Here is a 20,239-nt window from a genome sequence, read left to right on the forward strand (position 1 = left end):
ATCCGCCGCCCATCCAGCCGCCGCCACCGCCACTCGAACCGCCGCCGAACCCGCCGCCACTCCAGCCGCCACCACCCCGACCAGCCTCACGCCCGATCTCGTTGGCGATGCTCCATAAAATGACCGGCATCATGCCGCTGTCGCCGCGGAAACGCCGGCCCTTCACGCCGCGACGCCCCACAAAGGACATCAATATGGCAAAGCCGATGATCCCCCAGAAGATCAGGCCGATGGGAACGTTGCCGCCCCGTGCGCGACCACGCTGCGCCGCATCGAACGTTTTCGCGGCCTCGGCAACCTTGGCCTTCGCTTCCACATCGGGCCGCGCCAACTGATCGGCCAGCGCATCGGCCCCCGCCACGATACCGCCGGGCAGATCACCCGCCTTGAATTTGGGAACGATGTCCTGGCGTATCACATTGCCGGAAAAAGCATCGGTCAGAACCGGTTCCAGCCCATAGCCGACCTCGACCCGAACCTTGCGCTCATCAGGCGCCACCAGCAGGATCGCGCCGTTGTTCGCATCCTTCAGCCCGACACCCCAGGTGCGGAGCAGGCGATAGCCATAGTCCTCGATCGGATAACCTTGAAGATCGGGAATGGTCGCCACGACAAGCTGGCGGCCGGTCTGCTGCTGAAGTGCCTCGAGCCGCTGCCGCACCTGCGTTTCCTGCGCAGGAGGCAGGACGTCCGCTGCGTCGACCACCAAGCCGCTGAATTTCGGAAAGGTCTGCGCCTGCGCCGTCGCGGCGACAAGGCACAGCCAGATCAGCGCCATCCATCGGCTTAGGGTAGCCATCGCGGTCAGCTACCGAAATCAACCTTTGGCGCGTTCTCGGCGCCCGGTGTCGTTGCCTGATAGGGCACCATCGGCTTGGCACCATAGAAGACGCGTGCGCCGACCGCATCAGGGAAAGTGCGGATGCGGGTGTTATAGTCCTGCACCGCCTTGTTATAGTCGAGGATCGCGATGTTGATGCGGTTCTCGGTGCCTTCCAACTGATCCATGAAGATCGCGAAACTGTTCTGGCTCTTCAACTCGGGATAGGCCTCGACATTGGCGAGCAGCCGGCCCAGCGAACCGTTCAACTGACCCTGTGCGGCCTGGAACTGCGCCATCTTGGCCGGATCGGTCAGTTCGTCGCCCGTCACCCGGACCTGGGTGGCACGCGCGCGGGCGGAGATAACGTCGGTGAGTATCTGGCGCTCGGAGGCTGCCGCACCCTTTACCGTCGCTTCCAGATTGGGGATCAGGTTCGCGCGGCGCTGATAGGCGGCCTGTACGTCGGCCCACTTGGCCTTGGCGTTTTCCTCGCTGGTCGGCACGCTGTTGAGGCCGCAACCGGCCAGCGAAACAGCGGCCATAATGGCGAGAGGGGCGCGAAACTTCATCGATGCGTCTCCTGAAGCTGTATCGTTCCTATGGGATAGTCGGCAGGCTTGGCGAACGCGATATCCCGGATTAACCTTGTCATCTGCTATATAGGGAAGGCATCGATGGCGGGTCTATTAAAGGAATTCCAGACCTTTATCGCGCGCGGCAACGTGCTGGACCTCGCGGTCGGCGTTATCATCGGGGGCGCATTCGGTGGTATCACCAAGTCGCTGACCGATGATGTGATCATGCCGGTGGTCGGCTGGATCTTTGGCGGGTTCGATTTTTCGAGCTACTTCTTCCGGCTGGGGCCGATCCCGGCCAGCTATCGGGGCTCGCCGGACAGTTATGCCGCGTTGAAGGCGGCGGGCGTGCCGCTGCTCGGATATGGCGAGTTCATCACCGTCGTCATCAACTTCGTCATCCTGGCCTTCATCGTCTTCATGCTGGTGCGCAGCGTCAACCGGCTGGTCGCGCTGGCCGAACATGAGAAGAAGCTGGGCACGGCGCCCCCCGCGGCCGACCCCGCCGACGTCGTGCTGCTGCGTGAAATTCGCGACGAACTGCGCAGCCGGCCGGCCCCACCCGCCGCGTCGGATCCGCGCTAGGCCGCTGCCAGAGACTTGGCGGTTGCGTCCGCCAGGCTGGTACCATCAAGGATGCGCGCCGTTTCGTCGCGAACGCGCGCCATCGCGTGCCGGATCGCGCAGTCGGCTTCCGATTTGCAATCGGTACACGGACGGTACGCGGTGCGGCTGACGCACGGGACGAGAGCCAGCGGCCCCTCGATGATGCGAATGATGTCGCCCAGCGAGATGAGATGCGCGGGGCGCGCAAGACGATATCCGCCCATCTTGCCTCGATGGCTGTCGAGCAGCCCTGCACCACGCAGATCCGCCAGGATCAGCTCAAGGAACTTGCGTGGTACGTTCGCCTCCGCCGCGATCCGCGTCATGGAGGTGGGCGGAGAGCCCGGTTGGGCTTGCGCCAGGAACAGCATCGCACGCAGCGCATAGCGGGAACGCTGGGTCAACATGGCGCTTCCCATGAACCCAAATTGGGGCAAGCGAAAGGCATTTGCGCTCCGCTTCTTCGATCCCTATATCGCATCCGTCGGGTTTACCCGACTATGGCGATAAACTGCGGCGTATAATAGACGCAGCGGACCCGGGGGCAGTACCCGGCGGCTCCACCATCGCAGCTGAGGCAGAAGGTCCGTTACGGCGGAGTTTCGGTCGCCAGCGTCGCTGATGGGGCCGAACCAGGATCGACGTGTGTTGAAAAGCGCTGTTTTCGTTCGGAATGGGACCACCGTGACGGCCCATATAGACAAGTGCCAACGATAACGAGGCTCTTGCGATTGCCGCGTAATCCGAACCTAACGGTTTAGATTACATCGGACAAAAGCGCGGTTGGGCTGCACCGGGCAACAGAAGCAGACACCGGCGGTACGGGGGGCACCGAGCAACAGAAGCTCCCCACCTGCTTTCTCCGGCTTTAGTGGCGCACTGCGTAGCTGCATGATAGGTGCGGGCGCATGGCCGATACTGACGACCCCGTTCGCCTGATCGCTATGATGGCGCAGCGCGCCCGCCATGCGACAAAGATCCTGGCGCGTCAGCCGACGGCCACGAAGGCGTCGGCTTTGCGCGCAGCGGCAGCCGCGATCCGCCACGATTCCGATGCGATCGTCGCTGCCAATGGCGAGGATCAGGCGCGAGGCACCGCCAATGGGCTCAGTCCGGCCATGCTGGACCGGTTGCGTTTGGATGCAGAGCGGGTCGCGGGTATCGCGGCGGCAATCGATGCGGTCGCGGCGCTGCCCGATCCCGTGGGTGCGGTGATCGATACCCGTACGAGGCCCAACGGACTGGCATTGTCGCGTGTGCGCGTGCCGCTGGGGGTTCTGGGCATCATCTATGAAAGCCGTCCGAACGTGACGGCGGATGCAGCGGCCTTGGCGGTGATGTCGGGCAATGCGGCGATCCTGCGGGGCGGATCCGAGGCGGTGTCGAGCAACCGTGCCATTCATGCCGCCTTTGTTCGCGGTCTCTGCGCCGCCGGCCTGCCGGGCGAGACCGTGCAACTTGTTCCCACCGTGGACCGCGCAGCGGTCGGCGCGATGCTGGCGGCGGACGGCGCGATCGACCTGATCATTCCGCGCGGGGGAAAGAGCTTGGTGGCGCGGGTGCAGGCCGAGGCGCGGGTGCCGGTGCTGGCGCATCTGGACGGCATCAACCATGTCTATGTCGATGGATCGGCAGACGAGATCATGGCGATGCGGATCGTGCGCGACGCCAAGTTGCGGCGCACCGGAATTTGCGGCGCGATGGAAACATTGCTGATCGATCGGCAGTATCGCGATGCCGCCGCGCTGGTGCGCGTGTTGAGCGGCGGCGGATGCGAGGTGCGCGGGGATGGCCGGATCCGTACGCTGGTGCCCGAAGTCATCGCCGCCACGCCCGAGGACTGGGACACGGAATATCTGGATGCGATCGCTTCGGTCGCGCTGGTCGACGGGCTGGACGGGGCGTTGGCGCATATCGCGGCGCATTCGTCGGGCCATACCGAGGCGATCGTGGCGGAGGATGGCAGCCTCGCCGAACGCTTCCTGGCTGAAGTCGACAGCGCGATCGTGCTGTGGAACGCCTCCACCCAGTTCGCCGATGGGGGCGAGTTCGGTCTGGGGGCCGAAATCGGCATCGCGACGGGCCGATTGCACGCCCGCGGCCCGGTCGCGCTGGAGGGGCTGACCACGTACAAATGGGTCGGCCGCGGGAGCGGGCAGATCCGCGGGTGAGCCGGCCGCGCTATGTCGGCCTGCTCGGCGGATCGTTCAACCCGGCGCACAAGGGGCACCGGGGCATCAGCCTGAACGCCATGCGGGCGTTGAAGCTGGACGAAGTGTGGTGGATGGTGTCGCCCGGCAACCCGCTGAAGGACGGGGCGATCGACATGGCGCCGCTCGCCGCGCGCCTGGCATCGGCCCGCAGAATGGCGCGGCGTGCCCCGATCCGGGCGAGCGCGATCGAGGCGCGGCTGGGCACACGCTACACGGTGGACACGATCCGCAAACTGATCCGCCGATACCCGGACATCCGCTTCATCTGGTTGATGGGAAGCGACAATCTCGGCCAGTTCCACCGCTGGCGCGACTGGCGCACCATTGCCCGCGCAATCCCGATTGCGGTTGTCGCGCGTCCGGGATACACTACATCGGCCCAATCGGCACCCGCCATGGGCTGGTTCCGGCGCTTTGAACGGCGCTCGGACCAGGCGACGAACTGGATGACGTGGAGACGGCCGGCCCTTGTGCTGTTGCGCTTTCGCCCCGACCCCATTTCCGCCACGGGCGTACGCGCCCGCGATCCAGACTGGCATGTGCGTAACGTAAAGCATGCCGTCGTCCAACCCAGGAGCTAACTTGGCCACTTCCCCCCAATCGCCCAAGCCGTCCGACGCCGCCGAGGTCGAGGCGCTGCACCGCCTGATCCTCGCCTCGCTGGATGACGACCAGGCGGTGGAGACCGTTTCGATCCCGCTGGCGGGCAAGTCCTCGATCGCCGATTACATGGTGATCGCCAGCGGTCGCTCGACCCGGCAGGTCGCCTCCATGGCGACGAAGCTGGCCGAGAAGATCAAGGCCGAGTTCGGCCGGATCGTGCGGATCGAGGGCCTGCAGACCGCCGACTGGGTGCTGCTGGATGCGAACGACGTGATCGTCCACCTGTTCCGGCCCGAGGTGCGTACCTTCTACAATCTGGAGCGGATGTGGGCGTTCGGCGACGCGCCGGCCGCGGCCCCGACGCCCGCTCCCCAGGCCTGACGCTTCGCCGTCCGTGTTGCTGCACATCGTCGCACGCGGGCGGATCGGACGTTCGCCCGAGGCGGAGTTGGTCGACCGCTATCTGAAGCGGATCGTCTGGCCGACGCGGGTGACCGAACTGCCCGATACCGGCGGCCGCGTGCCGGTGCGCGAGGGGCAGAGCCGATTGATCCTGCTGGACGAGAAGGGCGAGAACCTGCCCTCCATGACCTTTGCCGAGCGGCTGGGGCGATGGCGTGACGACGGGGTGCGCGAGGCGCGCTTCATGCTGGGCGCAGCCGACGGCTTTGACGATGCGGCACGGGCCGAGGCGGACCTGCTGGTCTCCTTCGGGCGCGCGACCTGGCCACACCTTATGGCGCGCGCCATGCTGGCCGAACAGTTGTTCCGTGCGACCAGTATATTGGCGAATCATCCTTATCATCGTGAGGGGTGAGTGCGCGGGGGGCTGGGGCTTTCGCTGGCGTTGATTCTGGCGGGTAGTGTCGCCGCGCGGGTGCCCGATGCGGCGGAGCAGGCGCGGCGGCTGGCGGCGGCGAAGCGGGCGGCGGTGGTGGCGCAGGACCGTGCGATGCAGTTGATGGCCGATGCGGCGCGGGTGCGTGGCGTGGCCGAGCGTGCGGAGGTGCGCGAGCGCGCGATGGCGGCGCGTGTCGAGGCGGCGGCGGCGGACGTGCGCGCGGCACAGGCGAGGGTCGCGCTGATCGACCGGTTGCGAGAAGCGCGCGAGGCGCGGCTGGCCGATCAACAGGCGCCGGTCGCACGCCTGCTGGCGGCGATGCAGGGACTGGCGACGCGACCGATGGCGGCGACGCTGGTGCAACCGGGATCGGTCAGCGATCTGGTGCATGGCCGCGCGGTGCTGGCCAGCACGCTGCCGGCGATCCACGCCCGGACCGAGGCCGTGCGGCGTGACATCGCGGCCGCACGGGTGATGCGCGCGCGCGCCGATGTGGCAGCACAGGCACTGGTCGCGGGGCGCCGCAAGCTGGAGGTGGCGCGGCAGGAACTGGCCGCCACCGCCGCCGGCCACCGCGCGCGTGCGCAGGCGATCGGCCGGACCGCGATCAGCGAGGCGGACCGGGCGCTGGCGATGGGCGAGGCCGCACGCGATCTGGTCGACCGGATGGCGCAGGATGGCGCCGCGCAGGCGACCGCCAGCGATCTTGCCGCGCTGCCCGCGCCGGTCGCGCGACCCCTGGCGCCGGGCGTGACCGGATCGATGCCGGAACCCGGCACCTATCGTTTGCCGGTGCGCGACGCGCGGTTGGTGAGCGGGTTCGGTGAATTGTCCTCGGCGGGCGTGCGGGCACGCGGACTGACGCTGGCGACCGACCCGCGCGCGCCGGTGGTGGCGCCGGCGGACGGGGTGGTGCGCTATGCGCGGCGCTATCGCGGTTACGGCGACATCGTGATCCTGGATCACGGGGCGGGGTGGGCCACTCTGGTCACCGGATTGGGCGCGCTGGCGGTGCGGCCTGGTGCGCGCGTGGCGGCGGGGACGCCGCTGGGGCGTGCGGGCGAGGGCGAGTCGCCGCGTGTGTCGGTGGAGTTGCGGCGGCGAGGGCAGCCGGTGGATATTGCGGCGCTGCTGGGGTGAGAACGCCGTTACCGCGGAGCACAAGCATCTCCGTAGAAGCGAAGTTGCTAAACGGCCTCTGCTTATCAGAGCGCTTTGCTTGCCTTGGTCTTCGTTTATGGCAACCGATGATCCGACGCTGCAACGCGTCGACGGGAGAGGATGATGGCATGGCACCACCAAGTCATTGGGAAGATCGCTCGGGTGGCGTGGCGGATCACAAAGCCACGTACACTGGGTGTACGGGCCGTTCTGCTCGATGAGGACGAGCGAGTAGCGCTGGTACGCCACACCTATGTGGATCAATGGTATTTGCCGGGCGGGGGCGTAAAAAAGGGCGAAAGTACCGAAGCTGCGCTTCATCGCGAGCTTAAGGAGGAGGTGGCGGTGACGGATGCCACCATCGAGCGTGTTCTGGGCGTGTATCACAGTCGACGCGAAGGCAAGGACGACCACATCGTCATCTATGTGGCGCGGGTCTCATCGGCCGCCGGCAACAATATGCGGCGGGCTGATCTGATGGAGATCGAACAAGCCGAATGGTTCCCGCTGGATCAGTTGCCGACCTCCACGTCGCCAGCGACACGTCGAAGGATTGCCGAGTATCGGGCGGGGCTGTCCGGCGCGGGAGAATGGTAGCCGCTCCTGCAGGCTCTTCCCGATCGATCATCCCTGCTCAAATCCAGCGAAAATGGGCTCCCGTCAGGAACGGGAAATGCACATGGTCGTCATTGTCTGCATAGACCCTCCAATCCGTTCCGCCAGCCAGCCTGTGTTCAGCCGCGCTATCGCTTTGATCGGCGGCGCGGTTGCCGCTAATGTGGCGTATTCCTCCAAGGCTCAGGACCATCGATGCCCCGTCCGTTGCTTACTGCCACTGCGATCGTCGGCTCGCTTGCCATGGTGCCGCTCGCCACCGCCGCGATGGCGGCCGTCGACAGCGGCACCTATCGCGAGTTCGACCAGTTCCTGGAGGTGTATAACCGCGTCAAGGCCGACTATGTCGACAAGGTCGACGACAAGACGCTGATAAAGGGCGCGATCCAGGGGATGCTGGCGGCGCTGGACCCGCATTCCAGCTATGTCGATGCGCTCGACTTCGACAATCTGAAGATCCAGACCGAGGGCAATTATGGCGGGCTGGGCCTGACCGTCTCGATGGAGGACGGTGCGGTCAAGGTGATCGCGCCGCAGGAGGATACGCCGGCAGGGCGCGCCGGGATCAAGTCCGGCGACTATATCACGCATATCGACGGCAAGCTGATCTATGGCCAGTCGCTGGACGAGGCGATCGGCGTGATGCGCGGCAAGCCGGGGACGAAGATCTCGCTGACGCTGGTGCGGCCGGGCCGCGACAAGCCGCTGGACGTGACGCTGGTGCGCGAGGTGATCGTGCAGCGCCCGGTGAAGTGGGAAGTCCGCGGCGATGTCGGTTACATCAACATCAACACCTTTTCCGAGAACACCGGCGCGGATACCCGCGCGGCGATCATGGCGATCGACAAGTCGCTGGGGCACCGCCCGCTCGGCTATGTGGTCGATCTGCGCGACAATGGCGGCGGGTTGCTGACCCAGGCGATCGCGGTGTCCGACGCCTTTCTGGAGCGCGGCGAGATCGTGTCGCAGCGCGGGCGCGAGAAGAGCGATATCGAGCGCTATTATGCCAAGGCCGGCGATGACGCGCACGGCCTGCCGGTGATCGTGCTGACCAATTCGGGCACCGCCTCTGCGTCCGAGATCGTGGCGGGTGCCTTGCAGGACCATCACCGCGCGATCGTGATGGGCGAGCGGACGTTCGGCAAGGGATCGGTGCAGACGCTGTTGCCGCTGGGACCGGAGACGGCGCTGCGGCTGACCACCGCGCGGTACTACACGCCGTCCGGCCGTTCGGTGCAGGAGGGCGGCATCGAGCCCGATCTGGCGGTGCCGCAGATTTCCGACCCCGATTACAAGTCGCGGCCGGTGTTCCGCGAGGCCGATCTGCGCCGCCACCTGATCAACGAGGTGAAGGCCGACGACAAGATCCTGGAAGAAGATACCAAGACTGATCCGCGCTTCGCCGCGACGCCCGACAGCTTGAAGAAGCAGGGGGTCGAGGACTTCCAGCTTTATTACGCGCTGAAGACGATCGCGCGGCTGGGCGGGGCGACGCAGGTCGCTGCGGCGACCAAGCCGCCGGTGAAGTGATGGTCAGACCGCTGACGGCCGGTGAACGGCGGGCGAACTGGATCGCCCTTCTTCTGCCGGCGGCCCTGCTGGCGGGTGCCTGGGGATCGCAACTGATCGGCGGCCTCTATCCGTGCGAGATGTGCCACTGGCAGCGCTGGCCGCATTATGCCGCGCTGGTGCCGGCCTTTGCGGCATTCTTCGTGAGACAGCGGAGCATCCGGGCGTCGCTGATCATCATCGCGGCGCTGCTGATCGCGGTGTCCGGCGCGATCGGGGTGGCACATGCGGGCGTGGAATATGGCTGGTGGCAGGGCTTCACCGCCTGCACCTCCACCGTGCAGATGGGCGGCACGAGCGCGGCGGAGCGGCTGGACGCGATCATGCGCGCACCCGTCATCCGCTGCGACGTGGCACAATGGACGCTGGCCGGCATTTCCCTCGCCGGGTTCAACGCCCTCTTCTCGTTGGGCGGGGCGGCCACCATCTTGGTGCTGATGAGGAAGGCACGATGAGCGCATTGGGATGGATGCCGGGCGACCGGCGCGAGACGACGAAGGCGATGGTCCGCGTTGATCAGGCGGGCGAATATGGCGCCACGCGCATCTATGCGGGACAATTGGCGGTGCTGGGCGACCGGCATCCCTCGTCGCGCGCGATCCACCACATGGCCGAACAGGAAGAGCGGCACCGCGCCTTTTTCGACCGGATGATCGTGGAGCGGCGGGTGCGGCCGACGGTGCTTCAGCCCTTCTGGAACGTGGCCGGCTTCGCGCTGGGCGCGGTGACCGCGGCGATCGGACCGAATGCGGCAATGGCCTGCACCGCGGCGGTCGAGACCGAGATCGACAAGCATTACCAGGCGCAACTGGACCAGCTTGCCGACAGCGATCCAGAACTGTCCGAGGCGATCGCGGATTTCCAGGCCGAGGAGCTGGAACATCGCGATCATGCGCTGGCGTCCGGCGCGGAAGAGACGTTCGGCTATCCGGTGCTGTATGGATTCATCCGGCTGGGCTGCAAGGCGGCGATCGCGGCGGCGAAGCGGATCTGAGGGAGAGGGTGGTGATGACCAAGGCATGGCTGATGGCGCTGGTGCTGGTCGCCGGACCCGCGGCGGCGACGCAGGCGGTGCAGGGCGTCGCGCTGCCCGGCGCAACCAAGCCGAAGCCGGTGACGGGGCCAGGCGAGGTTTCGCGCAACGCGCCCGTGAACGGCGTGCTGACTCTGTTCGGCAACGAGCGTTGCCCGACCGACAATAACGGCAACGAGATCGTGGTGTGCGTGCGCCGCAGCGCCGAGGAACAGTTCCGCGTGCCCAAGGAACTGCGCGAGTTGCAGATCACGCCCGAGAATGAAAGCTGGGCGGTGCGCGCGACCGGCACGGTGAACGAGGGCGTGGGGACGAACAGCATCGGCAGTTGCTCCACGGTCGGCGCGGGCGGACAGACCGGCTGCTTCAACCAGCGCGTGCGCGAGAACCGGGCGGTGAATAGCGACCGGCGTCTGCAGGAGTCGCGTGTACCCTGATGCCGGGGCGAATGCGGGCGGCGCTGTTCCTGCTGATCTGGTTTTCCTGCGCCTGGTTCGGATCATGGGAGTTCAATCCCAACAACGCGACACGCATGTTCGCCGCCGTGGCGATCGTGGAGGATGGCAGCGCGCAGATTGATGCGTTCGCGCCGATGACGATCGACAAGGCGATGTTCGATGGGCACGCCTATCTGGACAAGGCACCGGGCATGACGCTGATGGCGCTGCCGGCCGTCTGGTTCGCCGACCGGGTGACGGGTGAGCGGGCGGCGGATCATGCGCTGGCGGTCCAGGACCCGGGGTTCGAGCGTTATATGCGGTTGCGCACCCGGATCGCGGCGGCGACCGGGCCGGCCTTGCTGACGGCGATCGCCGCGGTCCTGTTGTTCGACATGGCGCTGATGGTGACCGGATCGGCGGCGGGGGCACTGTTCGCCAGCCTGGGCTATGCGCTGGGCACGCCGGTGTGGGGCTGGTCCACGACGATCTTTGGTCATGCGGCGGTGGCGGCGCTGTTCGTGATCGCCGCCTGGGGTGGCATGCGTGGCGGTGTGCGCGGGCTGGCGGTGGCAGGACTGGCGCTCGGCTGGGCTGCGGTGGTCGAGTATCAGGCGGTACTGGCCGGCAGCGTGATCGCTGTGTGGGCGATCTGGCGTGCGTGGAGCACGCCACGGGCCGAACGAGCGATCGCGGTGCTGATCGCGGCCGGCATCCTCGCGCTGCTGCCGCTGCTCGCCTACAATCTGTTCGCCTTCGGGACGATGTTCCGCGTCGGCTATTCCGGGGTGGTCGGGTTCGAAGGGATGCAGCAGGGGCTGTTCGGGCTGACCGTGCCGCGCATGGACGTGCTGAAGGCGATCCTGTTCAGCGTGCGGCGGGGCCTGATCTGGGTGGCGCCGGTTCTGGCGCTGGCGGTGCCGGGGCTGTGCCTGCTGGTCGAGGAGCGTCGTACGCGCGACGTGGGCATCATGGCGGTGGGTGTGGTGGTGATCGCGCTGCTGGTGAACGCCGCCTATGTCTATTGGGATGGCGGCAATTCGACGGGGCCGCGCCATGCGATGCCGCTGGCAGGGCTTGCCGCACTGGGACTGGCGGCGCTGTGGGCGGAGTTGCGATCGACCTGGGCGCGCGTGGCGGCCTGTACCGTGCTGGCGCTGTCGATCGCGATCAACCTGGTGATCGCCTCGGCCGAGATCATGGCCTATGGCTTCGTGCCCAATGCGCTTCGGGACGCGGTGTGGCGGGACCGTTTCGTGACGGGCCAGTTGCGCACCATCCCCAATGAATGGTGGGGATGGTCGCCATGGGAAGGATTGGCGCTTTGGGGTGTGGTGGCGGTGCCGGTGATCGCGGCACTCGCCTGGAGCGTCAGGCGCGGGCGCGCTTGAGGCCGCGGATGCGGTGCCAGACGTAGAAGGCGACGAGTGCAACCAGGACGATGCCGATGAGCAGGTCGGCCTGGTGGAAGAAGGCCTTGACCCGCGGATCGCTGTTCCACTTTTCGCCCAGTTCGCGACCGACATAGGCAAGGCCCAGGCAGAAGGGCCAGGAGCCGATAAAGGTGTAAAGGTGGAAGGGCACCAGCTTCATCCGGGCGACGCCGGCGGGAAAGGCGATAAAGGTGCGGATGACGGGCAGCAGGCGGCCGATCAGCACCGCTGCCGAGCCCCAGCGGGCGAAGAAGCGGTCGGCGGCGTCGAGCTCGCCGGGGCCGATCAGCAGGTAGCGGCCCCAGCGTTCGGCCATCGGGCGGCCGCCGCGCTTGCCGATCTCATAGGCGACGATCGAGCCGAGATTGCAGCCGAGGGCGCCCGCGGTCGCCGCCAGATACAGATCGAACCGGCCGGTGGAGACGAGATAGCCGGCAAAGGGCATGATGATCTCGGACGGCAGCGGGATGCATGCGCTTTCGATCGCCATCAGGAGCATGATGCCCAGATAGCCACCCGATGAAATGACCCAGATCGCAAAGGATGCGAGGGCGCCCAATATCTGCTCGAACATGGGGTGCGGACTTGCGCGATCGGGGTGCGGGCGTCAATCGCCCGTGTGCCCGGTGGAACCGGATCGCGGGACGGTCGGTTGGCGCGGGCATGACCGATCTGACGCTGAACGATGGCCGGACCATGCCGCAACTGGGCATGGGTACTTACAAGATCCCCGATGCGCATGTCGCCGCCGTGGTGCGGCGTGGCCTCGATATCGGCTACCGGTTGGTCGACACCGCCGCGATCTACAATAACGAGCGCGGGGTAGGCGACGGCTACAAGGGCGCTGATGCGTTCCTGACCACGAAGCTGTGGAACGACCGTCACCGCGGTGCCGAGGCCGCACTGGACGAGAGCCTGGCGCTGCTGGGCGTGGAGGCGGTGGACCTGTACCTGATCCACTGGCCGGTGCCGGCGGCGGGCGATTATGTCGAAGCGTGGAAGGCGCTGGTGGCACTGCGCGAGGCGGGCAAGGCGAAGTCGATCGGCGTGTCGAACTTCCTGCCCGAGCATCTGGATGCGATCATCGAGGCGACTGGTGTCGCACCGGCAGTCAACCAGATCGAGCTGCATCCGAATTTCCAGCAGCGGGCGTTGCGCGACTATCATGCCGACAAGGGCATCGTGACGCAGAGCTGGAGCCCGCTCGGCCAGGGTGGGCCGCTGTTGCAGGACCCGGTGATCGCCGACATCGCGCAGAAGCATGGCCGGTCGGCGGCGCAGGTGGTGATCGCCTGGCATCTGGCACACGGCCTGTCGGTCATCCCCAAGGCGGCGGATGCGGAGCATCTGAGCGACAATTTTGCCGGGAGCGAATTGCACCTCGATACCGAGGATATGGCAGCGATCGATGCGCTGGACCGGGAGGACAGCCGGATCGGGCCCGATCCGGCGACGTTCTGACGCATCTTCGCTGAGAGCAAGGCGGGGCGGGCGATGCGCTTCACCCTGCCAATGCGGCATGCGCCTGCTTCAGATCCTCCACGAAGCGGGCGTATTCGGCCTCTGCGGCGGCGGGGTCGGGCAGGCGTAGCAGGTAGCTGGGGTGGACGGTGATGAACGCCGTGCCGCCATCTGCCAGCGTCTGGGCGCGGCCGCGTTCGCGGCTGATCGTCACGGTGCGGCCGAACAGCGAGCGGGCGGCGGTGGCGCCGAGCGCGACGGTCACCTTCGGCTGGATCAGCATCTGTTCCTGCTCGATCCACCAGCGGCAGGCGTCGATCTCGCCGGTATTGGGCTTGGAGTGGATGCGGCGCTTGCCGCGGGGTTCGAACTTGAAATGCTTGACCGCGTTGGTGACGTAGGCGCGCGTGCGGTCGACGCCGGCCTCAGCGAGCGCGCGGTCGAACAACTGGCCGGCGGGGCCGACAAAGGGGCGGCCGGCCAGATCCTCCTGGTCGCCGGGCTGTTCGCCGACGAACATCAGCGGCGCGTCGACGGGCCCCTCGCCGAACACGGTCTGCGTCGCGGGCTTGTAGAGCGGACAGCGGGTGCAGCCAGCGGCTTCCTCGCGCAGCGCATCCCAAGCCATCTGGCTGTTGCCGCCGATCTCCTGCCGGGCGGTGTCGATCATGCGGGCCTCCCGTGCCTGCGCGCCGGCGATCAGTTGCGGGACCAGCGCGGTTTCCGGCATGTTCTTCCAGTATTTACGCGGCATCTCCTTCAACATCGCGCCGACCTTCATGCGGGCGGGATTGAAGATGCTGGCATAATAGGTCTTCCACACCTCCTCGGTCGGGTCGCCATCGGGCGCGTCGGCCTTGCTGGCGGCGGGGCCTTCGGTGAGCGTGGTGCCATCCCAGTGCAGCGACACTTCGGGTGTCAGGATCGACCAGCGCATCGACGCGAAACGATTGACGAAGAAGGCCGCGTTGGCGCGGACGATGTGGTGATCGGGTTCGAACCACGCGACGAAACGCGGTGTGCCGTCCTCGTCCACCTCACGGAAGCGGACAAAGGCGCGCATCTTGTGGATGTCGCGCCGGACGTCCTTGGCCAGTGCCTCCAGCCGGCGGACCAGAGGATCGGCCTGATCCTCCAGCAGCTTGGGCTGGGTGCGAAGCCTGGTCAGCGCGGTGTAGAGCAGCGCCCATCGTTCCGGATCGGAGGCGAGCGCGGCCCGGCGGGCCAAATCCATGAAGGGGCGCGGCACCGAGAAGCCGGCGGCGGGCGGCGGCGCGGCGTGCGCCACCGCCTCGCCCGCAAATAGGTCGGTGGGGGTGTCGCCGACCTGCCAGACGATATCCTCCGGCGGTACGCCGTCCGCGGCAAGACCGCGTGCGGCGTCACGCCATCCGTCGAAATCGTCGGGCTGGGAAAGGGTGACGACGCGCATCGCTCAGCCAGTCGCCCGGTTATGCCCGAGGAGGCTCATTCGCGCTCGTCGCCGCCGGGCGGGTTGGCCTTGGCTTCTTCCAGCTCCTTGGGCTTGCGATCCTCATAAATCTCGGCCAGCTTTTCCTCGGTCGCGTCGTCGAGTTCCTTCTCCGCGGCGGGGAACATCTCCTCCTCCTCCTCGTCGATATGATGCTCGTAGCGGTGCCGCATGTGGTAGAATTTGGATTCCCACTCGTCCGACGCGAAATCGAGGTCCATCAGCTCGCCGAGCAGATCGTCGACTTCCTTGTGCTCGCTGACCGAGTGGCGGGCATCGTCGCGCAGTTCGGGATCGCCGAGCATCGTGGCGTAGAGCGACTCCTCCTCGGCGGCGGCGTGGCTCTGCACCTCCAGCCGGAAAGCCTCGAACAGCTTCTGCCGCTTGGCCGAGTCGCCCTTCAGTTCGGCGAGTTGCTTGAGCATCTCGCGCTGCTTGTCATGATCGCGCTTCAGGTCGGCGTAGATTTGGGCGGTGGCCATCGGTGCAGTCTCCTTTGGCCATTCCAACCTGCGAAGTGCGCGCTCGTTTCACCCGCGATTCATTCTCACCGCGGACGCCGTTCAGGCGGCGAAGAGTTCGAGCTGTTCCTTCTTCTTCTTCGGGGCGACCAGCGTCTTCAGGTCGGCGCGATCGGACAGGATCACCGGGCGCCAATCCTCGGTGACGATGAAGGGGCGCAGCTTGGCAACGGAGACGGTGAGGCGGGCGACATCATCAAGGCGCAGGCGGCGCCAACGGCGGCTGGCGAGGATGCCGTTCACCGCCTTTACGCCCAAACCGGGCACGCGGAGCAGCAGTTCGCGGGGCGCGCGGTTGATATCTACTGGAAAATGCTGGCGAAATTTTAGTGCCCAGGCCAGCTTGGGATCGATATCGAGCGGGAGCATGCCCGTGGCGTCGTCCGCCGCGGCAACGACCTCGTGCGGCTGATACTCGTAGAAGCGCATCAGCCAGTCGGACTGGTAGAGCCGGTGTTCGCGCATCAATGGCGGGCGCTGGAGCGGAAGCACGGCGGAGGCATCGGGGATCGGGCTGAACGCCGAATAATAGACGCGGCGAAGCTGGAAACGGTCGTAGAGCGTGGAGGCGCGCGAGACGATGTCGCGATCGGTGGCGGCGTCGGCGCCGACGATCATCTGCGTCGACTGACCGGCGGGGGCGAAGCGGGGAGCGGACTTGTAGCGCTTGGCGGCGTCGCGGGTGTCGATGATCGAGGATTTCACGTCCGCCATCGCGCCTTCGATCCGGGCGCCGTCCTTTTCGGGGGCGAGGCGCTTCAGCCCGCCGGCGGTGGGGAGTTCGACGTTGATCGAGACACGGTCGGCGTAGAGCCCGGCCAGCCGGACAAGCTCCGGATCGGCGTCCGGAATCGTCTTGAGGTGGATATAGCCGCGAAAATGGTGATCCTCGCGCAGTGATCGCGCGACCTCGACCATCTGTTCCATCGTATAGTTGGACGAGCGAATAATGCCCGAGGAGAGAAACAGCCCCTCGATATAATTGCGCTTGTAGAAGGCGATGGTGAGTTTCACGACTTCGTCCGCGGTGAAGCGGGCGCGGCGGACGTTCGAGGATTTGCGGTTGATGCAGTAATGGCAGTCGAAGATGCAACTGTTGGTCAGCAGGATCTTGAGCAGGCTGATGCAGCGACCATCGGGGGCATAGGCGTGGCAGATGCCCATGCCCTCGGTCGAGCCGAGCCCCTTGCCGTCGCGGCTGTTGCGCTTGGCCGTGCCGGACGACGCGCAAGATGCATCATATTTGGCAGCATCGGCAAGGATTTCGAGCTTCTGCCGGGTGTCGAGCTGCGCCATGCGTTCGATATATGTTCGGGCGGAGGCAGGGGCAAGGCGGGAGCGGCGTCGACGGGGTGATTCGCGGACAGAAACGGGGCCACCGTCCGGCTGAGGTCTGGAAGTGGACACTACACCCCCCGCCGCGTGTCCACTTACTATTGTTGCAATCGCAATAAGGCGGAAGCGGGCTGGACCTGACGGTGCCGGGAACATGCGGCATCATAGCAGGTGGAGCGGCTGTAGGAAATTCGGGCGGGTACCGAGGGGTCGTTCAAGCCCGGACGAGGCGATCGGCCAGACGCTGGTAGAAGGCGCAGGTGTCGGCAAGGTCGGCGCCGGACAGATGGAGCGGCTCGCCGACCGCATAGCGGCGCAGCGTGGTGGAGGCGGGAGCAGGCCAGCCGGCGGTCATCCAGCGCCCGCGCGGGCGATCGGGGCGCCGGACCCGGCCGTCATCATGGAACAGGCAGGTGCGTGAGCGGCAGAGCGCGTTCAACCGCGTCTGGTCGGCGGCCATGTCCCAGCGGGCATGGGCATGGCCGCCCAGCTTGTTCGCGGTGGTATGGCGCAGCGACAGCGGGCGGCCTGGTCCTTCGCCGGCGATCTCGTCCATCAGGACGTGGAGAAAACGGTCCAGTTCGCGCAGGCAGTTGCCGAGATAGAGCGCGCGGATGCGCCCGCCCTGCCCGGCGGGCCAGGGGGTGGTGAAGGCGGCACCGGCGGCCATGTCGGCCAGGAACCGCGTGCCGCGGCGCATGGTGTCGTAGGCGGGGCCGCTCACCGGCGGCGGCGCCAATAATGCCAGCGCAGCAGGCGGAAGATCAGGCCGCGTGACAACCATGCCGTCAACACGACGGTGGCGAAAAGGAGGGGGATCAGCAGAAGGAGCGGGACGGGCGACCAGCCCTGCGTCACTCGGCGGCGACGATCGGTGCGTGCTGGACCTTCGCCTCCCGATCCGCGCGCAGCTTTTCGGTGCGTTCGGCGCGCGAGGCCATGACCTCCCAAGAGGCGGCGGCGCGTTCGCATTGTTCGCGCACGTTGTTCAGCGTCGCCTCGCCAGCGGCAGTGCGCTGGAGAATGGCCTGCTGGCGGAAGAAGGCTGCATCGTTCGACATGGTGGCATCTCCGTTGCGGCAAAGAAAAATGGCGACCCCGGAAGGGATCGCCATTGCCGGGATCAGTCGACCGGCTGGAGGTTTACTGCCGCCATCTTGCCGCGGCGATCCTCTTCCAATTCGTAGCCGACGCGTTGATTCTGGTTCAGCGTGATCATGCCGGCGCGTTCCACCGCGGAGATATGGACAAAAGCGTCCGCGCCGCCCGTATCGGGTGCGATGAAGCCATAGCCCTTATCCGCGTTGAAGAACTTGACGGTGCCGGTGATGCTCATGAATTTTCCTTCGTTCAAAGGGCGCGCCGAAGACCGGTACGCCGGTGCCGTGGCTGCAGGGAAAGAAGGAGAATGGGCCGCAAAGCGCCGAAAACCGTCGATGTGCGACTAAAGCGGGTGCAACATGGGGATGCAGGGGCGGCCGCGCAAGCCCTGTGGCTTATTCCGCCGCGACCAGGGTGTTGGCCGCCTGGAGGTCGACGGAGACGAGGCGGCTGACGCCGCGTTCGACCATGGTGACGCCGAACAGGCGGTGCATACGGCTCATGGTGACGGCATTATGGGTGACGATCAGATAGCGCGTATCGGTCTCGCGCGTCATCCGGTCGAGCAGATCGCAAAAGCGTTCGATATTGGCATCGTCGAGCGGCGCATCGACCTCGTCCAGCACGCAGATCGGGGCGGGGTTGGTGAGGAACAGCGCAAAGATCAGCGCGATCGCGGTCAGCGCCTGTTCGCCGCCCGACAGCAGCGTGAGCGACTGAAGCCGCTTGCCGGGGGGCTGCGCCATGATTTCCAGCCCGGCCTCCAGCGGATCATCCGAATCGATCATTTCCAGATGCGCCGATCCACCGTCGAACAGCGTGGTGAAGAGGCGGCGGAAATGGGCATCGACCGCGGCGAAGGCGGTGAGCAGCCGCTGGCGCCCTTCACGGTTGAGCGTACCGATCGAGCCGCGCAGCCGTTGCACGGCTTCGCCCAGTTCGTCGCGATCGGCGATCGTCGCGCGGCCAGCCTGTTCCAGTTCGGCCAGTTCCGCCTCTGCGATCAGGTTGACCGGGCCGAGGCGGTCGCGTTCGGCATTGCGCTTCTCGTGCGCGGCGGCCTCGACCTGCGGGGTGCCGACGGCGGTGCTGTCGAACTCCAGTTTGGCGGGGAGAACGGGGGCGGGGCAGCCGAACCGCTCGCCTGAGACGCGGCCCATCTCGACGCGGCGCAGTTCGTGGCTTTCGACGCGGGCGGCGGCGGTGGCACGGCCCTCGCGCGCAATCGACAGCGCTTCGTGCGTGCGTGTCGATGCCGCCTCGGCTTCGCGCAATCCGGTCTCGGCGGCGCGTTCCCCGGCCTGGAGAGCATCGGCCTGTGTGCGGGCGGCGGCATGGTCGGCATCCAGCCGTTCGATCTCCGCGGCCAGGGCGGCAGGTTGCGCGGCCAGCGCGGCCATGTCCCGGTTCAGATCGGCGGCGCGGGTGTCCATCGCGTCGATGCGCGCCGCAGCCTCGCCTGCACGGGTGCGCCAGCTCGCCGCCTCGGCTAGCGCGGCGGTGCGGCGGTCGCGTGCGGCGGCAAGCGTACGATCGCGGGCGAGACGGTCGCTGCGGGCGGCGGCGACGGCGGCGCGGGCGGTTTGCGCATCGGATTGCAGACGTTCCACTCGGGACGCGGCGATACCATCGGGAAGGGCGTCGCGCGCAGCCTCCGCAGCGGCCAGCGCGGCGGCGGCGTCGGCAACGGCCGCGTCGAGCTGCGCGGCGCGCGTGGCGAGATCGGTGCGCTGGGCGGCCAGGCGTTCAAGCTGTGCCGTGGCGCGGTCCTCGGCACGCTCCGCATCGCGCGTGTCGGCATCGGCCCTGGCGAGCAGCGCGCGGGCGGAGGCGGCGGCGGCGCGCTGCTCGCCAGGGCCGATGCCGACACGCGCGGCGAGACGATTGCGCCGCTCCAGCCGCTCGGCAGCGGCGGCACCACCGCCGTCGGCCGTATAGCCGTCCCAGCGGCGCACATGGCCCTCACGCGTGACGAGGCGCTGGCCACAGGCGAGCGTCTGACCCGAATCGACCTCGACCAGCCAGATCTGCGACAGGCGGCGGGTGAGTGCCTCGGGTGCCTCGACCCGCGCGGCGAGCGGCAGCGTGCCGACCGGGGGGAGCGGATCGTCGGGGGCAAGCGGCGAGCCGGTCCAGTCCGACAGCGCGCTGTCGAGTTCGTCGCCGAGTGCGGCGGCCAGGGCGCGTTCGAACCCGGGCTCGGCGCGGACCGCATCGAGCAGCCGGTCGCCGCCGCGCTGCATCGCACGGGTGAGCGCGGCGGCCTCCGCATCGAGCGCGGCAAGCGCGGCCAGTGCGGCGGCGCGGGCAGCCTCCGCAGGGTCACGTTCGGCGATCGCCTCGGTCTCGCCGGTCTCCGCCCATTGTAGCGCGGCGCGGGCGCGGGTGGCTTGTTCGGTCGCGGTGGCCTGAGCGGCGCGGGCGGCGTCGCGGTCCGATTC

The 20,239-nt window shown here is 67.2% G+C and carries 24 protein-coding genes and 1 other RNA gene; 14 read left to right on the forward strand and 11 right to left on the reverse strand.

Features of this window, described 5'->3' with window-relative positions:
* Together Q0U08_RS07235 and Q0U08_RS07240 are read right to left on the reverse strand one after the other, a co-directional pair.
* Nucleotides 1-778 (reverse strand): YgcG family protein (locus tag Q0U08_RS07235; RefSeq protein ID WP_298090635.1); only part of this gene is annotated, 778 nt, incomplete at its 3' end.
* 26 nt (nucleotides 779-804) lie between these two features.
* A complete protein-coding gene (locus Q0U08_RS07240; RefSeq protein ID WP_298090637.1) occupies nucleotides 805-1,392 on the reverse strand; it encodes a LemA family protein in 588 nt (195 codons plus the stop codon).
* A 105-nt stretch (nucleotides 1,393-1,497) separates the two neighbouring features.
* Between Q0U08_RS07240 and mscL the strand changes: the two genes are divergently transcribed.
* Nucleotides 1,498-1,983 carry a large conductance mechanosensitive channel protein MscL gene (mscL, locus tag Q0U08_RS07245; protein ID WP_298090639.1) on the forward strand — a complete coding sequence of 162 codons (486 nt, stop codon included), beginning with the start codon at nucleotides 1,498-1,500 and terminating at the stop codon, nucleotides 1,981-1,983.
* Here the strand turns inward: mscL and Q0U08_RS07250 are convergent.
* Nucleotides 1,980-2,411 carry an Rrf2 family transcriptional regulator gene (locus Q0U08_RS07250; RefSeq protein WP_298090640.1) on the reverse strand — a complete coding sequence of 144 codons (432 nt, stop codon included), beginning with the start codon at nucleotides 2,409-2,411 and terminating at the stop codon, nucleotides 1,980-1,982. The two genes, mscL and Q0U08_RS07250, sit on opposite strands and share 4 nt — an antisense overlap.
* 37 nt (nucleotides 2,412-2,448) lie before the next feature.
* Here Q0U08_RS07250 and ssrA point away from each other — a divergent pair.
* The 12 genes from ssrA to Q0U08_RS07310 all read left to right on the forward strand — a co-directional run bounded on the left by ssrA (nucleotide 2,449) and on the right by Q0U08_RS07310 (nucleotide 11,867).
* Nucleotides 2,449-2,819: a transfer-messenger RNA gene (gene ssrA / locus Q0U08_RS07255) on the forward strand.
* A gap of 93 nt (nucleotides 2,820-2,912) precedes the next feature.
* Nucleotides 2,913-4,175, forward strand: coding sequence for a glutamate-5-semialdehyde dehydrogenase (locus Q0U08_RS07260; protein ID WP_298090642.1), 1,263 nt, complete (start codon nucleotides 2,913-2,915; stop codon nucleotides 4,173-4,175).
* The gene (locus Q0U08_RS07265; RefSeq protein ID WP_298090643.1) at nucleotides 4,139-4,798 is read left to right on the forward strand and encodes a nicotinate-nucleotide adenylyltransferase; all 660 of its coding nucleotides are present in this window, start codon (nucleotides 4,139-4,141) and stop codon (nucleotides 4,796-4,798) included. The genes Q0U08_RS07260 and Q0U08_RS07265 overlap by 37 nt, the downstream gene beginning before the upstream one ends.
* Nucleotides 4,773-5,201, forward strand: a complete 429-nt coding sequence (rsfS, locus tag Q0U08_RS07270) for a ribosome silencing factor (protein WP_235904000.1) — start codon at nucleotides 4,773-4,775, stop codon at nucleotides 5,199-5,201. Before Q0U08_RS07265 ends, rsfS begins: the two co-directional genes overlap by 26 nt.
* A gap of 13 nt (nucleotides 5,202-5,214) precedes the next feature.
* Complete coding sequence (locus tag Q0U08_RS07275; protein WP_298090645.1) at nucleotides 5,215-5,637, forward strand: 23S rRNA (pseudouridine(1915)-N(3))-methyltransferase RlmH; 423 nt, start codon at nucleotides 5,215-5,217, stop codon at nucleotides 5,635-5,637.
* Complete coding sequence (locus Q0U08_RS07280; protein WP_298090647.1) at nucleotides 5,638-6,801, forward strand: peptidoglycan DD-metalloendopeptidase family protein; 1,164 nt, start codon at nucleotides 5,638-5,640, stop codon at nucleotides 6,799-6,801.
* 144 nt (nucleotides 6,802-6,945) lie between these two features.
* Nucleotides 6,946-7,419, forward strand: a complete 474-nt coding sequence (locus Q0U08_RS07285; protein WP_298090649.1) for an NUDIX domain-containing protein — start codon at nucleotides 6,946-6,948, stop codon at nucleotides 7,417-7,419.
* A gap of 213 nt (nucleotides 7,420-7,632) precedes the next feature.
* Nucleotides 7,633-8,967, forward strand: coding sequence for a S41 family peptidase (locus Q0U08_RS07290; protein WP_298090650.1), 1,335 nt, complete (start codon nucleotides 7,633-7,635; stop codon nucleotides 8,965-8,967).
* A complete protein-coding gene (locus tag Q0U08_RS07295; RefSeq protein ID WP_298090651.1) occupies nucleotides 8,967-9,461 on the forward strand; it encodes a disulfide bond formation protein B in 495 nt (164 codons plus the stop codon). Before Q0U08_RS07290 ends, Q0U08_RS07295 begins: the two co-directional genes overlap by 1 nt.
* Nucleotides 9,458-10,000 (forward strand): demethoxyubiquinone hydroxylase family protein, encoded by a 543-nt coding sequence (locus tag Q0U08_RS07300; RefSeq protein ID WP_298090653.1) that lies wholly within the window; start codon nucleotides 9,458-9,460, stop codon nucleotides 9,998-10,000. Before Q0U08_RS07295 ends, Q0U08_RS07300 begins: the two co-directional genes overlap by 4 nt.
* Nucleotides 10,001-10,014: 14 nt before the next feature.
* On the forward strand, nucleotides 10,015-10,476 hold the full coding sequence (locus Q0U08_RS07305) for a hypothetical protein (protein ID WP_298090654.1): 462 nt from the start codon (nucleotides 10,015-10,017) through the stop codon (nucleotides 10,474-10,476).
* Complete coding sequence (locus Q0U08_RS07310; RefSeq protein ID WP_298090655.1) at nucleotides 10,476-11,867, forward strand: hypothetical protein; 1,392 nt, start codon at nucleotides 10,476-10,478, stop codon at nucleotides 11,865-11,867. The genes Q0U08_RS07305 and Q0U08_RS07310 overlap by 1 nt, the downstream gene beginning before the upstream one ends.
* Here Q0U08_RS07310 and Q0U08_RS07315 read toward each other — a convergent pair.
* Nucleotides 11,848-12,483 (reverse strand): DedA family protein, encoded by a 636-nt coding sequence (locus Q0U08_RS07315; RefSeq protein ID WP_298090656.1) that lies wholly within the window; start codon nucleotides 12,481-12,483, stop codon nucleotides 11,848-11,850. The genes Q0U08_RS07310 and Q0U08_RS07315 overlap by 20 nt on opposite strands.
* 89 nt (nucleotides 12,484-12,572) lie before the next feature.
* On the opposite strand from Q0U08_RS07315, the gene Q0U08_RS07320 reads away from it, so the two are divergent.
* Nucleotides 12,573-13,370: an aldo/keto reductase gene (locus Q0U08_RS07320; protein WP_298090657.1), complete on the forward strand. Its 798-nt coding sequence runs from the start codon at nucleotides 12,573-12,575 to the stop codon at nucleotides 13,368-13,370.
* Between the two features lie 40 nt (nucleotides 13,371-13,410).
* Here Q0U08_RS07320 and Q0U08_RS07325 read toward each other — a convergent pair whose 3' ends face one another.
* The 7 genes from Q0U08_RS07325 to Q0U08_RS07355 all read right to left on the reverse strand — a co-directional run.
* A complete protein-coding gene (locus tag Q0U08_RS07325) occupies nucleotides 13,411-14,802 on the reverse strand; it encodes a UdgX family uracil-DNA binding protein (RefSeq protein ID WP_298090658.1) in 1,392 nt (463 codons plus the stop codon).
* 35 nt (nucleotides 14,803-14,837) lie between these two features.
* Complete coding sequence (locus Q0U08_RS07330) at nucleotides 14,838-15,323, reverse strand: hemerythrin domain-containing protein (protein WP_298090659.1); 486 nt, start codon at nucleotides 15,321-15,323, stop codon at nucleotides 14,838-14,840.
* An 81-nt stretch (nucleotides 15,324-15,404) separates the two neighbouring features.
* Nucleotides 15,405-16,658, reverse strand: coding sequence for a putative DNA modification/repair radical SAM protein (locus Q0U08_RS07335; protein ID WP_298090660.1), 1,254 nt, complete (start codon nucleotides 16,656-16,658; stop codon nucleotides 15,405-15,407).
* A gap of 253 nt (nucleotides 16,659-16,911) precedes the next feature.
* Nucleotides 16,912-17,421, reverse strand: a complete 510-nt coding sequence (locus tag Q0U08_RS07340; RefSeq protein WP_298090661.1) for a hypothetical protein — start codon at nucleotides 17,419-17,421, stop codon at nucleotides 16,912-16,914.
* A 130-nt stretch (nucleotides 17,422-17,551) separates the two neighbouring features.
* Entirely contained in the window at nucleotides 17,552-17,758 is a 207-nt protein-coding gene (locus Q0U08_RS07345) for a hypothetical protein (protein ID WP_298090662.1), read from the reverse strand.
* Between the two features lie 62 nt (nucleotides 17,759-17,820).
* On the reverse strand, nucleotides 17,821-18,033 hold the full coding sequence (locus tag Q0U08_RS07350; protein ID WP_298090663.1) for a cold-shock protein: 213 nt from the start codon (nucleotides 18,031-18,033) through the stop codon (nucleotides 17,821-17,823).
* 160 nt (nucleotides 18,034-18,193) lie between these two features.
* Nucleotides 18,194-20,239 (reverse strand): chromosome segregation protein SMC (locus tag Q0U08_RS07355; protein WP_298090664.1); only part of this gene is annotated, 2,046 nt, incomplete at its 5' end.

This window comes from uncultured Sphingomonas sp. (genome assembly GCF_946477935.1).
Taxonomy (GTDB): Bacteria; Pseudomonadota; Alphaproteobacteria; order Sphingomonadales; family Sphingomonadaceae; genus Sphingomonas.